The sequence below is a fragment of the Prevotella sp. S7-1-8 genome (assembly GCF_000758925.1).
In the GTDB taxonomy this organism is placed as follows: Bacteria; Bacteroidota; Bacteroidia; order Bacteroidales; family Bacteroidaceae; genus Prevotella.
The window spans coordinates 17,840-31,070 of the sequence record NZ_JRNC01000065.1 but is presented as its reverse complement, the minus strand read 5'-3'; the positions used below and the strand labels follow the sequence as shown (position 1 = coordinate 31,070).

Annotated in this window: 14 protein-coding genes; 8 read left to right on the top strand and 6 right to left on the bottom strand. The window is 49.6% G+C overall.

Annotation, left to right across the window (positions count from 1 at the left end):
• From HMPREF1640_RS12880 to HMPREF1640_RS10120, 3 genes are all read right to left on the bottom strand, one after another.
• Nucleotides 1-261 (bottom strand): helix-turn-helix domain-containing protein (locus HMPREF1640_RS12880; RefSeq protein WP_156098785.1); only part of this gene is annotated, 261 nt, incomplete at its 3' end.
• A 9-nt stretch (nucleotides 262-270) separates the two neighbouring features.
• Nucleotides 271-771, bottom strand: coding sequence for a hypothetical protein (locus tag HMPREF1640_RS10125; protein WP_036894364.1), 501 nt, complete (start codon nucleotides 769-771; stop codon nucleotides 271-273).
• A 286-nt stretch (nucleotides 772-1,057) separates the two neighbouring features.
• Nucleotides 1,058-1,825: a radical SAM protein gene (locus HMPREF1640_RS10120; protein ID WP_036894362.1), complete on the bottom strand. Its 768-nt coding sequence runs from the start codon at nucleotides 1,823-1,825 to the stop codon at nucleotides 1,058-1,060.
• Between the two features lie 169 nt (nucleotides 1,826-1,994).
• On the opposite strand from HMPREF1640_RS10120, the gene HMPREF1640_RS10115 reads away from it, so the two are divergent.
• Genes HMPREF1640_RS10115 through folK form a run of 6 tightly spaced genes read left to right on the top strand, consistent with a single transcriptional unit; the run spans nucleotide 1,995 to nucleotide 6,458 of the window.
• Nucleotides 1,995-2,876, top strand: coding sequence for an ABC transporter permease (locus HMPREF1640_RS10115; RefSeq protein ID WP_036894360.1), 882 nt, complete (start codon nucleotides 1,995-1,997; stop codon nucleotides 2,874-2,876).
• A gap of 34 nt (nucleotides 2,877-2,910) precedes the next feature.
• Nucleotides 2,911-3,210 carry a DUF3098 domain-containing protein gene (locus HMPREF1640_RS10110; protein WP_036894359.1) on the top strand — a complete coding sequence of 100 codons (300 nt, stop codon included), beginning with the start codon at nucleotides 2,911-2,913 and terminating at the stop codon, nucleotides 3,208-3,210.
• Nucleotides 3,211-3,222: 12 nt separating this feature from the next.
• Nucleotides 3,223-4,053 (top strand): undecaprenyl-diphosphate phosphatase, encoded by an 831-nt coding sequence (locus HMPREF1640_RS10105; RefSeq protein ID WP_036894357.1) that lies wholly within the window; start codon nucleotides 3,223-3,225, stop codon nucleotides 4,051-4,053.
• Nucleotides 4,053-4,754 carry a tRNA pseudouridine(55) synthase TruB gene (truB, locus tag HMPREF1640_RS10100; protein ID WP_036894355.1) on the top strand — a complete coding sequence of 234 codons (702 nt, stop codon included), beginning with the start codon at nucleotides 4,053-4,055 and terminating at the stop codon, nucleotides 4,752-4,754. The genes HMPREF1640_RS10105 and truB overlap by 1 nt, the downstream gene beginning before the upstream one ends.
• Before the next feature lie 51 nt (nucleotides 4,755-4,805).
• Entirely contained in the window at nucleotides 4,806-5,999 is a 1,194-nt protein-coding gene (gene queA / locus HMPREF1640_RS10095) for a tRNA preQ1(34) S-adenosylmethionine ribosyltransferase-isomerase QueA (protein ID WP_036894353.1), read from the top strand.
• 21 nt (nucleotides 6,000-6,020) lie between these two features.
• Nucleotides 6,021-6,458, top strand: a complete 438-nt coding sequence (gene folK, locus HMPREF1640_RS10090; RefSeq protein WP_036894351.1) for a 2-amino-4-hydroxy-6-hydroxymethyldihydropteridine diphosphokinase — start codon at nucleotides 6,021-6,023, stop codon at nucleotides 6,456-6,458.
• Nucleotides 6,459-6,604: 146 nt separating this feature from the next.
• Here the strand turns inward: folK and rpsO are convergent, their stop codons facing one another.
• The gene (gene rpsO, locus HMPREF1640_RS10085; protein ID WP_036894350.1) at nucleotides 6,605-6,874 is read right to left on the bottom strand and encodes a 30S ribosomal protein S15; all 270 of its coding nucleotides are present in this window, start codon (nucleotides 6,872-6,874) and stop codon (nucleotides 6,605-6,607) included.
• 205 nt (nucleotides 6,875-7,079) lie between these two features.
• On the opposite strand from rpsO, the gene typA reads away from it, so the two are divergent.
• A complete protein-coding gene (gene typA / locus HMPREF1640_RS10080) occupies nucleotides 7,080-8,882 on the top strand; it encodes a translational GTPase TypA (RefSeq protein WP_036894347.1) in 1,803 nt (600 codons plus the stop codon).
• A gap of 125 nt (nucleotides 8,883-9,007) precedes the next feature.
• Here typA and HMPREF1640_RS10075 read toward each other — a convergent pair whose 3' ends face one another.
• Both HMPREF1640_RS10075 and HMPREF1640_RS10070 read right to left on the bottom strand, forming a co-directional pair.
• Nucleotides 9,008-9,850, bottom strand: coding sequence for a GSCFA domain-containing protein (locus HMPREF1640_RS10075; protein WP_036894345.1), 843 nt, complete (start codon nucleotides 9,848-9,850; stop codon nucleotides 9,008-9,010).
• Between the two features lie 60 nt (nucleotides 9,851-9,910).
• The gene (locus HMPREF1640_RS10070; protein WP_036894344.1) at nucleotides 9,911-12,409 is read right to left on the bottom strand and encodes a YfhO family protein; all 2,499 of its coding nucleotides are present in this window, start codon (nucleotides 12,407-12,409) and stop codon (nucleotides 9,911-9,913) included.
• Nucleotides 12,410-12,522: 113 nt separating this feature from the next.
• Here HMPREF1640_RS10070 and HMPREF1640_RS10065 point away from each other — a divergent pair, with 113 nt between their 5' ends.
• Nucleotides 12,523-13,221 (top strand): 5'-methylthioadenosine/adenosylhomocysteine nucleosidase, encoded by a 699-nt coding sequence (locus tag HMPREF1640_RS10065; protein WP_036894343.1) that lies wholly within the window; start codon nucleotides 12,523-12,525, stop codon nucleotides 13,219-13,221.
• The last annotated feature ends 10 nt before the right edge of the window (nucleotides 13,222-13,231 follow it).

Below are 13,231 nucleotides of genomic sequence, written 5' to 3'. Positions count from 1 at the left end.
GGTGATATATTCCTTGATTCTCCAGACCAATTCGTCGGAGAGTTTGGCGTTCGTTACCGTCCTCTTTCCGCGCTGCATGGCCATATCGTGCGCCTTTGTCCAAATATACTTTCCCGATGGCGTGCTGTTGCGTCTGATTTCACGTGAGAGCGTTGACTGACTGGTGCCGACGATGTCGGCAATTACTTTTCTCGCAGTTTTCTTTTGGAGTAAGGCAAAAAATTGCGACCTTTGCTCCGAGGTTAATTGAGTATATTTCACAATACTAAGTTAATTAATCTTTGGGAGACAGCGGTCTCCCTTTTGTTTTTTTTGTATTGCTGATTGTGCTCTTCGGGGGCTTCGCGCCCCCGAAGAGCATGGCAAACCTCTGCGGTGTTTTTCATGGTTTAAATACAATCCAAACACCAACAAATTTTGCACTTCGATTTTTGAATCTTCAATTTGCCATTCTATGCGTGGGCGAAAGTTTGCCATGTTCTCGCCACTGTCTTGTGATGAATGGTAAGGCGGGCGTGTCTTGATTGATTTTGGAGTGCTACCACTTGATCGTATGTGTCCGAGCGTATTGGTAGCCTTTGCAAGAACGTTTTGAAAAAAGCGGACAAAACATGTCTTGTCTTTCGCGTATTTGCAAACGGCGTACACTTCGCTCGCAAATACGCGGAAAATGAGCATTCCTGCTAACTGGTTGTAACTCTGATGCTTGCGCTCATTTTTTGTGATTTTGTTATAAAAAGTCCTTTTTAAAAGCTCTCCTTTAATACCCATTCGCGTCATATTTGAGCCTTGCTCGCGAGCCGACTAACGTCTAATCATGTCGCGATTAAGACGTAATCGCGCGTTAAATGGGCACTCATCGCGTCATGCCGTATGCGAAAATGACGAAAAAAGTCTCCTCAAAGAAATGTTCTTGGCTTTTCCCCCTGTGGAACGATAGGTTTTCATGGGCTTGTTTTCGTGATTTAAATTTAACAAAATCGCGATGGCTCTTAGCTCCCTTAGCCTTTCCACTGTCATCCACTTTGTTAACCCATTCCCATAAGGTGCAATTTTTTTAGTAGGCCGCCGAGCATGGAATGCCTGTTGCCTCTACCATGCTTTTGATACGGTCAAGTTCGGCTGGCGTGGCTTTGCGGAGTTCTTGGTCGGGAGTCTCGCGGTCTATAGTGTAGATCATCACGCTCTCCGGTTTTATCGCTTGCAGTGTGTCAAGCCATGGAAGCACGTATTTGTCGCTCGTGTTGTCAGTGCCGTCGCCTTTGAGAAACATGGTTTGGATAATGACATGCCCATTGAATAGTTTAAGGTGCTCTGTCACTTTGTTTACGTCGTAAGACGGTTGGGTGGGGCGGTCGAGTCTTTTGATGTAGTCGTTATCCACGGTGTCGAGTTTCTGTATGTTGTTGTCCACCGTCATCAGGGCATTCCTTATGGCTGGTCGGCCCGTAAAAGTGGCATTGCTGAGCACGCTGATCTTGGCTTTAGGGCACCATTTGTCGCGTAGCTTGACGGTATCCGCGATAATCTCGGCGAAGTGGGGGTGGGTGGTTGGCTCTCCATTGCCAGCGAATGTGAGCACGTCTGGATGTTCTCCGGCATCGTGCATTTTGATGAGTTGTCGCTCCAGCTTCTCGGCTACAAGTTCGCGCGATGGGTGCTTGGTGCGTGTGAAACCATCCTTGTTGAAACCAATCTCGCAGTACAGGCAGTCAAAATTGCATATCTTGCCATCGCCGGGCAGCAGGTTTATGCCTAAACTCAGGCCAAGCCGGCGGCTGCGAACCGGGCCGTAGATGGGGCTGGGAAAAATGATAGTGCTCATAATGCTTGCGCTAATGGGATAAAGTGTAATTATGAACAAAATTAGTAAAAAATCAGGATAAAAGCCATTTGTGTTGGCAATATTTGGTTAATGCACGTTAAAGACTTGCTTTGTTATCATTAATTTCTTACTTTTGTGCAAAAGTTGGTTAGTTAACGCCGATCCGTACATGGTAAAAAATCGTAGAAAATCCCGCAGGCATTCAGGCTTGCAGGCCGTTACTCTTTGTATCAGCACCGCCTTGGTGCTCATCCTGCTTGGACTTGTTGTGTTCTCAACGCTCACGGGGCGTAATTTGTCGTCTTATGTAAAAGAGAATTTGGTGGTAACCATGATGCTTGAGCAAGACATGATGGACAATGAGGCGCAGGCTGTGTGCAAACGGCTTGAGACGCGCCCGTATATCAAAAATGTGGTTTTTATAAACAAGCAGCAGTCGCTCAAGGAGGCTACCAAGGAGATGGGTGCGAACCCGGCCGAGTTTACTGATGGGGTCAACCCGTTCTCTTCGTTGATCGAACTGACATTGAAGAGCGATTATGCCAATAGTGACTCGTTGACATGGATAGCCGCGGAGCTGAAGAAATACCCTAAAGTGTCGGAGATAAACTATCAGCGAGACCTTATCGATTCGGTGAACAGAAATCTCGCCAAAATAGGCTTGGGCATGCTTGTGCTGGCCATCTTGCTCACTTTTGTGTCTTTCACGCTCATCAATAACACCGTTAAACTTGATATTTACGCGCGCCGTTTCTCCATTCATACCATGAAATTGGTGGGTGCCTCATGGAACTTCATACGGGGGCCTTTCATACGCAGAGCGGTTTTTACAGGCTTGTTGGCCGCCTTGTTAGCCATTGTCGTTTTGGGCGGAGGCATTTATGCCTTGTACCGTTACGAGCCCGAGATACTCAAAGTGGTCACTTGGCGCGAGATGGCCATTACCGCGGGGGCGGTAGTGCTCTTTGGCATTATCATCACGGCTTTGTGCGCCAATATCTCGGTGAACAAGTTCTTGAAGATGAAGGCAGGCGAACTGTACAATATTTAGCGGTATCATCAATAAAGAAATAATACAAATTATAATGGATAAAAGAAATTTAGCCTTGGGCCGTACCAATTTTGTCTTGTTGGGTGTCGGCTTTGCCATTGTCGTTATCGGGTTTGTTCTTATGAGTGGAGGTTCCTCTACGGAGACGGCTTTCAATCCTGATATCTTCAGTGTGAGACGTATCAAGGTGGCTCCAGTGGTGTGCTTCATAGGTTTTATCTTTATGATCTATGCTGTCATCCGTAAGCCCGGGCACACCGTTGGCGCCGAGGTTGAGGTTGGCATGGATGGCGATGCCGAAGAGAAGAAGAAAAACAAAGCCATACAAAACTAACAAACCAAGGGCATGGATCTGTTTCAAACCATTGTTATCGCTATCGTGGAGGGACTCACGGAATTCCTCCCCGTGTCGTCTACGGGGCACATGATCATCACCCAAAATCTGTTGGGGATGCAACCCGGCGATCCGTTCGTGCATGCTTTCACTTTTATTATACAGTTTGGCGCCATCTTGTCGGTGGTGTGTCTATACTGGAAACGGTTTTTCCAGATGCGCAACGCTGATGAGGTCTCTGCAAAATTGCGGTTTTATGGCTTGCTCATCGTGGGTGTCTTGCCTGCCGTGTTTATAGGTTTGGCGGCCAAAAAGAGCGGTTTGTTGGACTGGCTTTTAGACTCTGTGCAGGTGGTGGCTGTCATGTTGGTGTTGGGAGGCGTGTTCATGTTGTTCTGCGACAAGATCTTTGATCAAGGCAGAGACGAGCGCAAGGTTACCGCGCGTCGCGCTTTTGTAATCGGCCTTTTCCAATGTATATCGGTCATACCGGGCGTGAGTCGTAGCATGGCGACCATCGTGGGCGGCATGCAACAAAAGCTAACCAGAAAAAACGCGGCCGAGTTCTCTTTCTTCTTGGCCGTGCCTACGATGGCCGGCGCCACGCTGCTCGACCTTTTGGAGATGTTTGGCGAGGATACCACGTGGGCCACGTCGCACAATATCACCATGCTGGTGGTGGGTTGTGTGGTGGCGTTCTTGGTAGCTATGGTCGCCATGAAATGGTTTGTTAATTTCCTCGCGAAATATGGTTTCAAAGCTTTCGGCTGGTATCGTATTGTCGTGGGAGGGGCCATTTTGGCGCTGATGTTTTGCGGACAGTCGTTAGCGATGGTGGATTGATGGGAGCGAACTTTATAGAGGGCGAGATTTTTGCCATTGACAAGCCCTACCGCATGACAAGCTTTGGCGCGCTCGCGCATGTGAGATACCTCATTTCGCACAGGTTGGAGCGTAGGCTCAAAATAGGGCACGCTGGCACGCTCGACCCTTTGGCGACAGGCATATTGGTGCTATGCACTGGAAAATGCACCAAGCGAATAGAGGAATTGCAAAATCACGCCAAAGAGTATACTGCCACCTTGCAGCTCGGGGCCACTACCGAGAGTTACGATATGGAGCATCCCGTGAATCGAACTTTTGCCACCTCGCACATCACTCGGGATATGGTAGAGGACGTGCTGGGGCGTTTCGTGGGCGACATTGAGCAGACTCCTCCCACGTATAGCGCGGTGAAGGTGGGCGGCAAGCGTGCCTACGACTTCAGACGGCAAGGCGAAAAAGTGGCGCTCTCGCCTAAAAAGGTGCATATAGACAGCATAGAACTGACTGATTTTGACGCGTCGGCCGCATGTTTGTCCATCAAGGTGGTATGTGGCAAAGGCACATATATCAGGGCGTTGGCGCGTGACGTGGGGCGCGCGTTGGATAGCGGCGCGTATCTCACGGCGCTTAGGAGGACGCGCGCGGGGCAGTTCGACGAGCAAAATTGTATAGATTTTGACAGGCTTGACGAATGGCTTGATAGCGTGATGAACCCCTGACGACTCCTCGTGAGACTGATGGGCTTGTAGAAACAAAAAGGAAAAATAGATATGAAACTGTCACAATTCAAATTTAAATTGCCCCAAGAGTCGGTGGCCCTCTATCCTCATAGCTTCGAGCGTGAGTATACGAACGACGATGGAACGAAAGGTTCCTTTTGCGTTACGCGGCGCGACGAGTCGAGGTTGATGGTGCTGCATCGCTCCACCGGGGAAATAGAAATGTATCGCAAGGATGCCAAGGGCAAACCCATTGAGGGCGACTATCTTGATTTTCGCAATATAATCGACTACTTTGATGAGCATGATACTTTCATATTAAATGACACCAAGGTGTTCCCCGCGCGTCTATACGGCACCAAAGAAAAGACCGACGCCAAGATAGAGGTGTTCGTCTTGCGCGAGCTGAATGAGGAGACGCACCTTTGGGACGTGCTTGTGGAGCCGGCTCGCAAGATACGTATTGGCAACAAACTCTTCTTCGACGAGGTGGGTACTATGGTGGCGGAGGTGTATGACAACACCACCAGCCGTGGCCGTTCGCTTCGTTTTCTTTACGATTGCTCGCACGAGCAGTTCAAAAAAGACCTCTTCGCGTTGGGCGAGCCGCCCCTGCCAGCGTATATATTGAATGGGCGTCCAGCTGATCCTGCTATGAAAGACATGCACGTTCGCTCGCATGCCCTGCCGGAAGACGCGGAGAATTTCCAGTGCATCTTCGCTAAAAACGTGGGCGCCGTCACGGCGCCGGCCACAGGCTTGCACTTCAGCAGGGAGCTGATGAAACGCATGGAGATAAAGGGTATCAATGCCGCGTACATTACTTTGCACTGCGGATTGGGCAATTTTACGCCCATTGAGGTGGAGGATTTGACCAAGCACAAGATGGATTCCGAGCAAATGATTGTTGGCAAGAAGGCTTGCGACATTGTCAATAAGACAAAGATGGCAGGACACCGCGTGTGCGCGGTGGGTATCAGTGTGGTGAAAGCGACCGAGACCGCCGTTGGGACGGATGGCTTGTTGAAGGAGTATGATGGTTGGACAAGCAAGTTCATTTTCCCGTCATACGACTTTGGTTTGGCCGATTCTATGGTTGCCAACTTCTACCATCCGGAGTCAATCTTGCTGATGGCAACCGCCGCTTTCGGTGGCTACGAGCAGGTGATGGAATGCTACCGGCTGGCCGTGGAACACGGTTATAAGTTCGGATGTTTTGGCGATAGCTTGCTTATCGTGGAATAGCGTTAGTTAAGGCAGTACGTTATGGGCGAGAAATCATCGCACACTCTGTATTTAGGGTTGGGCTCTAACCTTGGCGACAAACGGCGTCTCATAGAAGAAGCTGTCTGCTTGCTAAACGATCGGGTAGGGCGCGTGACAAGAAAATCTTCCTTAATAGAAACAGAGCCGTGGGGATTTAGCTCGCCAAACAAGTTCCTCAATGGGTGTGTGGCCTGCCAAACCCAACTCTCGCCACGCGAGGCGCTGCGTGAGACGCAAGAGATAGAGCGTGAGATGGGGCGCTCCGTCAAAAGTCATGATGGCGTGTACCATGATCGGCCAATAGACATAGATATATTGCTTTATGACGATTGGCAAATAAACGACGCTGACCTTGTTGTCCCTCACCCCAAAATGAAAGAACGGAATTTCGTGATGATACCTTTAAGAGAAATCTGCCCTGATTTGTCTTTGTGTTGATACAAGGATTAATATATTGGAGCTTGGAATATTATCCTTTTGTTTTGGAAATGAAAAATGCCACGCGCTGAAACTTAGCGCGTGGCATTAATATTTCTTGCCATACAGTGGCTTGCCGCTTAACGCAGGCTTGGCTCTTGGCCCTTTTACTTGCGAAGACCCAACGCCTTGATGATAGCGCGATAGCGCTCAATGTCACGATCCTTGAGGTAGTCGAGCAAAGCGCGACGTTTTCCTACCAATTTGGTGATGGAACGAGTGGTGACAAAATCCTTGTGGTTCTTCTTGACATGCTCAGTGAGGTGAGCGATGCGATAGGTGAAAAGCGCAATTTGGCTTTCGGCAGAGCCCGTGTCGGTTGCCGACTTGCCGAATTGGGTGAAGAGCTCAGTCTTCTTCTCTTTGTTTAAATACATGTTATAAATTGATTAATTGTTGTCGCATCATTACATTCTTCTGTCGAGCAATCGCCTTAATCACAACGATTAACGACGTTGAATGCATCGGATTGTCCGAAAATGCGTTGCAAAGTTACTAAAAATAATCTGTAGTCAACACCTTTCTCCTTTATTTTTTGTAATTTTGCAAGCAGTAAATTTAGCGTAATTTTAAGGTTAATCAATGCAGGACATTCGTAATATTGCAGTTATCGCACACGTGGACCATGGTAAAACAACCTTGGTGGATAAAATGATGCTTGCTGGAAAACTGTTCCGTGAGGGTCAGGATAACAGCGGCGCGGTATTGGATTCCAATGACTTGGAACGCGAGAGAGGGATAACCATTCTGTCGAAGAATGTGTCAATCAATTGGAAAGGGAAAAAAATAAACATACTCGACACGCCGGGCCACTCTGATTTTGGTGGCGAGGTGGAGCGCGTGCTCAACATGGCTGATGGCTGTCTGCTTCTTGTGGACGCTTTCGAGGGGCCTATGCCGCAGACGCGTTTCGTACTCCAAAAAGCGCTTCAGATAGGTCTTAAGCCCATCGTGGTGGTCAACAAGGTGGATAAAGCCAATTGCAGGCCGGAACAAGTATATGAGATGGTCTTCGATTTAATGTGCGATTTGAACGCTACCGAAGAGCAACTTGACTTCCCGGTGGTTTATGGATCCGCCAAGAATGGCTGGATGAGTGACGATTGGAACAAACCAACCGATAACATAGAATATCTCTTGGACAAAATCGTGGAGTCTATTCCAGCTCCTAAACACATTGATGGCACGCCACAAATGCTTATCACTTCTCTTGACTATAGCAACTATACGGGCCGTATCGCGGTGGGCCGCGTGCATCGTGGCGTGCTTAAAGATGGGATGAACATTACTATTTGCCATCGCGACGGGACAACCGAAAGGACCAAGATAAAGGAGCTTCATACTTTTGAGGGTATAGGACACAAGCGCACGAAAGAGGTTGAAAGTGGAGACATTTGCGCCGTGGTAGGTTTGGATCGTTTTGAGATTGGTGACACTATCGCTGATTATGAAAATCCCGAGGCTTTGCCTCCGATAGCCGTGGACGAGCCAACGATGAGTATGTTGTTTACGATTAACGACTCTCCTTTCTTTGGAAAGGAAGGCAAATACTGCACCTCCCGTCAAATCGGAGACCGTTTAAAAAACGAGTTGGAGAAAAACTTGGCCTTGCGAGTGAGCCAGATGGAGGACTCTACAGACAAGTGGATAGTGAGTGGTCGAGGCGTGTTGCACCTCTCTGTATTGGTCGAAACCATGCGCCGCGAGGGCTTTGAGTTGCAAGTTGGGCAACCGCAAGTGATTTACAAGGAGATAGATGGCGTGAGGTGTGAGCCTGTAGAGGAGCTTGATATCAATGTGCCGCAAGACTATTCCAGTAAAATGGTCGACATGGTGACACGTCGCAAGGGAGAGCTTACGAGCATGGATCCAGAGGGTGACCGTGTCAATATCACGTTTGACATACCCTCACGTGGCATCATTGGCTTGCGCACCAATGTGCTTACAGCCAGTCAGGGCGAGGCCATTATGGCCCATCGGTTTAAGGAGTATCAACCGTACAAGGGCGACATCGTGCGTCGTATTAATGGTTCTATGGTAGCCATGGAGACAGGAACGGCGTTCGCTTATTCCATAGACAAATTGCAAGATCGTGGCAAATTCTTCATAGACCCGGGCGAGGAGGTTTACGGAGGCCAGGTGGTTGGAGAGCATGTGCACGACAACGACCTTGTGGTAAATGTCACGAAAGCCAAGCAGCTCACCAACGTTCGCGCTTCAGGTTCGGATGACAAGGCGCGTATCATTCCAAAAGTGGTGATGAGTTTGGAGGAATGTTTGGAATATATCAAGGAAGATGAGTATGTGGAGGTGACGCCTAAGAGCATGCGTATGCGAAAAATCATACTCGATCACTTGGAGCGTAAACGCTCGAACAAGGAATGAGGGAAAATTTAAATCCATGATTTCACACTTACGTCTCGTAAGTTTAAGCATGGACTCTTTTTTCCCATTATTTTGAATTTAGTTAATTCGGGCTTGTCTGGCGCATGCTGGGCAAGCCCGTTTGTTTATTCGTAATGGCTCATCAATTCTTGCTCCCGCCGCTTGGCATCTTTTAAAAAGGCTTGGTACTCTTCGCTGTCTGGATTGAAAGGCTTGTGCGTCAACGCTTCTTTGATGGGTCTCCATGCTTTTATGAAATTGACAGTGGCTTCTGAAAAAAAAGTTTCCGCCATGCGCTCATAGATGTAGTCGACCGCTTGCTCGGTGGGATGGAGCATGTCAGGGGCGTAGAAACGGTAGTCGCGCAATTCGTCGTCTACTATTTCGTAGGCGGGAAAGTAGGTCGCACGCCATGTTTCCGCATCATGGTTTGGGGTGGCATGACTATCCAAGAGCTTGTCTATGGCGAGCAAAAGCGTGGCTTTTGACACCCTACTGCCGTGGTAGCCATATTTCTTGTAGCGTATGGGACTTACTGTCAACACAAATCTCACAAGCGGAAACCGTTGGTGGATGCATCGAATGGCTTTCCGCAGATAGTCTACGCACTCCCCAACACCAAGCGTTCGCTCCTCGAAAAGACATTGGGGTCTCTTGCGACAATTGTCCACAATTTCTCCCGTCTCTTTGAGTATGTACACATGGTTGGTGCCGAGGGTAAACACGGCCGTGCCTGTTTTGTCCGGGTCAAAGGGCATAAGGCGCTCGTCGCAAAGTCTCTCCACGGTATGTAGAACGCTCGCTGGATTATACATCACGCCGTATGGGTTCACCGTGGCGCGAAATTTGTTCTCCTGAAAACGCTTGCCCATGTTGTCGGCAAAACACGAACCTACGAACAACATTCGCTCTCGTGGCTCTATTTTCCATTCGTTTGGTGTTATTTCTACTTTTGTCCTAAACTCCATTTCTTTTGTGTTTCCACGCGCATTATGGTTTCTTGTGTCGTATGAGCCACCTTGTCGGTCCTATGCTTTCGCCCCTTTCTTGCGTTTTTTCCATTCCACGAGCAACCCAATGGCGATGAGAAGCAACAATATGCCGTACGAAGTGTAGGCCACGGCCTCCGTCTTTCGTATGGAGGCTGGGTGGAAACTCATTGTCACTTCGTGCTTGCCGGGCTTAACGCTCATGGCTCTCAGCACGTAGTTCACCCGTCCCAATTCCGCGGGTTGGTTGTCCACGGTGACGGTCCAGCCGGGATAATATATCTCCGAGAATACTATCACGCCTCCTTTTTCGGAGTTCACCTCGTATGTAAGGGCGTTGGGCTCGTAGGCCTTTAGCGTGACAATGGAGTTGCCTTGCTGCGGCTTGGCTCGCCCGAGTTGGCTCTCAAATGCCTTGTCGGCCACGGCCTCGCGTTTCAGGTTGATTTTGCCCACGGTCTCGATTTCCTCGTTCGCATTGTCCACGTAGGTCAGTTTGTCCACGAACCATGCGTTTCCTGCCGCGTATGGGTTCTGTATTGGCACCGTCTGCCCGTTCTGAAGGCCGAGTATAAAGTATTTGGCGTTGAGCATGTTGATTACAGGATATATGGAGTCTCCGTTCACTTTGGTCATGTCTCCATCCGCATTGGTGATGGCGGGCGCTATCTTTTGCATTTCCGGCGCGATGTAGGCCTCTATCATTTCTTGGTATCTGCGCAGTTTGGCCGGGTGGTAACCGCCGATGCTTTTGTGGTAATAAGACGTCTCGTTCTCGTTGAAAGTATTCGACGAAAGGTTCAGCACGCGATAGTCCAACGCCTTGTCACGTAAAATTTGCCTGTCGGTGGCCGTCATGGGTTGTGGCCTGTCGCGTACGCTCTTTTCCACGAACATGTCGTCGTATAGGTAGCGTTTGTTTACCTGCCACATGTCCACAAGGCACAGCAGGGCGATGCAGCTCACCAATAACTTGGCGTTCAGCTTTTTCGCCTTGAAGAGTAGCAACAGCAGGGTGCCCACCGCCACGATGGCAAACGACCGTAGTGCGTCTGCCTTGAAAATGGCCTCGCGCATGGTAGCCAAGTTTGTTTTCAGCGGTACGAGGTATTCTTGTGGTATCTGCGACAGGGCTTGGGACTCCGCGCTCGATATATAGTTAGGGAAAAAGAGTGTCGGCGCCAAATAGAACAGTAACGCGACGCCACCGGTAAGGGCAAAACTCGTGTATACCCACTTCATGTTTTGGGCGAGTGTGTCGGGTTTGTCGATGATTTTTTTCAGTGCCATCATTGCCAGTAGTGGTATCGTAAACTCGGCTATGACAAGTATGGAGGCTACGGTCCTGAATTTGGCGTACATGGGCATGTAGTCTATAAAGAGATTTGTGAGCCACATGAAGTTACGCCCCCAAGACAGCGTGATGGATATGATAGTGGCCGCGAGCAGCGCCCATTTCATGGGCCCCTTGACGATAAACAGCGCCAAGAAGAACAGCATGAGCACGAAGGCGCCCACGTATACGGGCCCACTGGTGCCGGGTTGCTCGCCCCAGTATTGCCCCATCTGTTGATAAATCTGTATAAAATTGGGATCGGCTTTTTCCATGGCCTTGGCGTTTTGCGCCAGTGGCACGCTTGCCCCGCCTTTCACGTTGGGCACCAACAGGGTCCATGTCTCTCCTATGCCATAGCTCCATTGGGTGATATAGTCTCTGTCAAGTCCGCTGCTTGTTTGGTTGGCCCCGTCTTTCTTCACCAATTCACTCTTGCCTCGCATGGTTTCTTTGGAGTATTGCCACGTGTGGTAAAGGTTTGACAGATTGAGGCATATACCTATCAACCCGCCTGCCAGGGCCACCAAGGACGCTTTCCAAAAACGCGCCATCTGTCCTTGTCGGATAGCCATGACGAGCCAGGCAATGACCATTAAGAAAATGACGAACAGGTAATAGTATGTCATCTGCACGTGGTTGGCGTTCACCTCAAAAGCGGCGAAGATTGCCGTGACGACAAATCCCCACAGGTATTTGCCCCGATAGGCCAGCGCCATGCCGCCTATCATGGGCGGCAAGAAGGCCAACGCCCATACTTTCCAGATGTGCCCTGCCGCGATGATAATGAAGAAATAGCTTGAGAACGCCCATACGATTGCGCCAAGCGCCGCCAGATGCTGCCTGAAATCAAAAGCTCTCAACATGATATAGAACCCCAAGAGATACGCGAACACGTACCACACATAGTCGGGCAACCACAAGTGGTACAGGTCGGAGGCCTTGTTCAGTATGTCGGTGCTCTTGTATGACGGCGATGTTTGGTATGTGGGCATGCCACAGAAGGTGGCGTTTGTCCATCGGGTGCGCTCTCCCGTTCGTTCCATGTATTCCTTGGCCTCTTGCCCCGCGCCCCTGCCAGCCGATGAGTCGTGCTGGTACAGTATGCGCCCCTCAAACGTGGCGGGTGTGAAATAGGCGAACGAGATGATGGCAAACAATAGCACTGCCATCAAGTCTGGCAGACATTTTTTCAAGGTTTCCATAAGTATGGTGTGTGCATTAATTATTGATGTCACAAAGGTATATATTTTTTAATGAATAGTTAAAAGTTAATCGTTAAAAGTAAGGAACGCTTCATTTTTTGTAAATTTGCGGTATGAATAGAATTGGAATTATCGTTGCGATGGACAAAGAGTTCGCGCAACTTAGGACATTGCTTGATGACGCGCGTGTGGAGCGCCGTCGTTTCAAGGATTTTGTTGTTGGCAAATTGGATGGCGCGGACGTTGTCTTGCGGCAATGTGGCATCGGAAAAGTCAACTCGGCCATTGGGGCCGTTGAGATGATAGATGGCTACCGTCCTGACCTCGTCATCTCCACGGGTGTCGCTGGTGGAGCCAGCGTGGAGCTAAAGCCGCTCGACGTTGTGGTGGGCGAGGCCTGTGCCTATCATGACGCCTATTGTGGCAGCGAGGTGGAGTATGGCCAAATTATGGGCATGCCCGCCCGGTACAAGTCGCCCAAGGAGCTGGTGGAAAAGGCGTTGTCGCTTAACACCGGCAAATCGGCTGTACGGGTGAGGGCTGGCCTGACCGTGAGCGGTGAATGGTTTGTGGACGACAAGGAGAAGATGTGCGCCATACTGGGGCGATTTCCGGAAGCCCTGGCCGTAGACATGGAGAGCTGCTCCATCGCGCAGGCATGCCATATCTACCAAACGCCGTTCATATCATTTCGCGTTATCAGCGACGTACCACTAAAAGACGACAAGGCGGCGCAATATTTTGACTTCTGGAACCGCATGGCAGAGGGGAGCTTCGAGGTTACCAAAGCCTTTCTTCGCGCCATCCTGTAAATCTTAGGGA

What these genes read in the sequence shown, in the direction of transcription:
- queA (WP_036894353.1), top strand. Translation starts at nt 4,806, where the DNA reads ATGAAACTGTCACAATTCAAATTTAAATTGCCCCAAGAGTCGGTGGCC.
- typA (WP_036894347.1), top strand. Translation starts at nt 7,080, where the DNA reads ATGCAGGACATTCGTAATATTGCAGTTATCGCACACGTGGACCATGGT.
- HMPREF1640_RS10070 (WP_036894344.1), bottom strand. Translation starts at nt 12,409, where the DNA reads ATGGAAACCTTGAAAAAATGTCTGCCAGACTTGATGGCAGTGCTATTG.
- HMPREF1640_RS10110 (WP_036894359.1), top strand. Translation starts at nt 2,911, where the DNA reads ATGGATAAAAGAAATTTAGCCTTGGGCCGTACCAATTTTGTCTTGTTG.
- HMPREF1640_RS10115 (WP_036894360.1), top strand. Translation starts at nt 1,995, where the DNA reads ATGGTAAAAAATCGTAGAAAATCCCGCAGGCATTCAGGCTTGCAGGCC.
- folK (WP_036894351.1), top strand. Translation starts at nt 6,021, where the DNA reads ATGGGCGAGAAATCATCGCACACTCTGTATTTAGGGTTGGGCTCTAAC.
- HMPREF1640_RS10075 (WP_036894345.1), bottom strand. Translation starts at nt 9,850, where the DNA reads ATGGAGTTTAGGACAAAAGTAGAAATAACACCAAACGAATGGAAAATA.
- HMPREF1640_RS10120 (WP_036894362.1), bottom strand. Translation starts at nt 1,825, where the DNA reads ATGAGCACTATCATTTTTCCCAGCCCCATCTACGGCCCGGTTCGCAGC.
- HMPREF1640_RS10125 (WP_036894364.1), bottom strand. Translation starts at nt 771, where the DNA reads ATGGGTATTAAAGGAGAGCTTTTAAAAAGGACTTTTTATAACAAAATC.
- truB (WP_036894355.1), top strand. Translation starts at nt 4,053, where the DNA reads ATGGGAGCGAACTTTATAGAGGGCGAGATTTTTGCCATTGACAAGCCC.
- rpsO (WP_036894350.1), bottom strand. Translation starts at nt 6,874, where the DNA reads ATGTATTTAAACAAAGAGAAGAAGACTGAGCTCTTCACCCAATTCGGC.
- HMPREF1640_RS10065 (WP_036894343.1), top strand. Translation starts at nt 12,523, where the DNA reads ATGAATAGAATTGGAATTATCGTTGCGATGGACAAAGAGTTCGCGCAA.
- HMPREF1640_RS10105 (WP_036894357.1), top strand. Translation starts at nt 3,223, where the DNA reads ATGGATCTGTTTCAAACCATTGTTATCGCTATCGTGGAGGGACTCACG.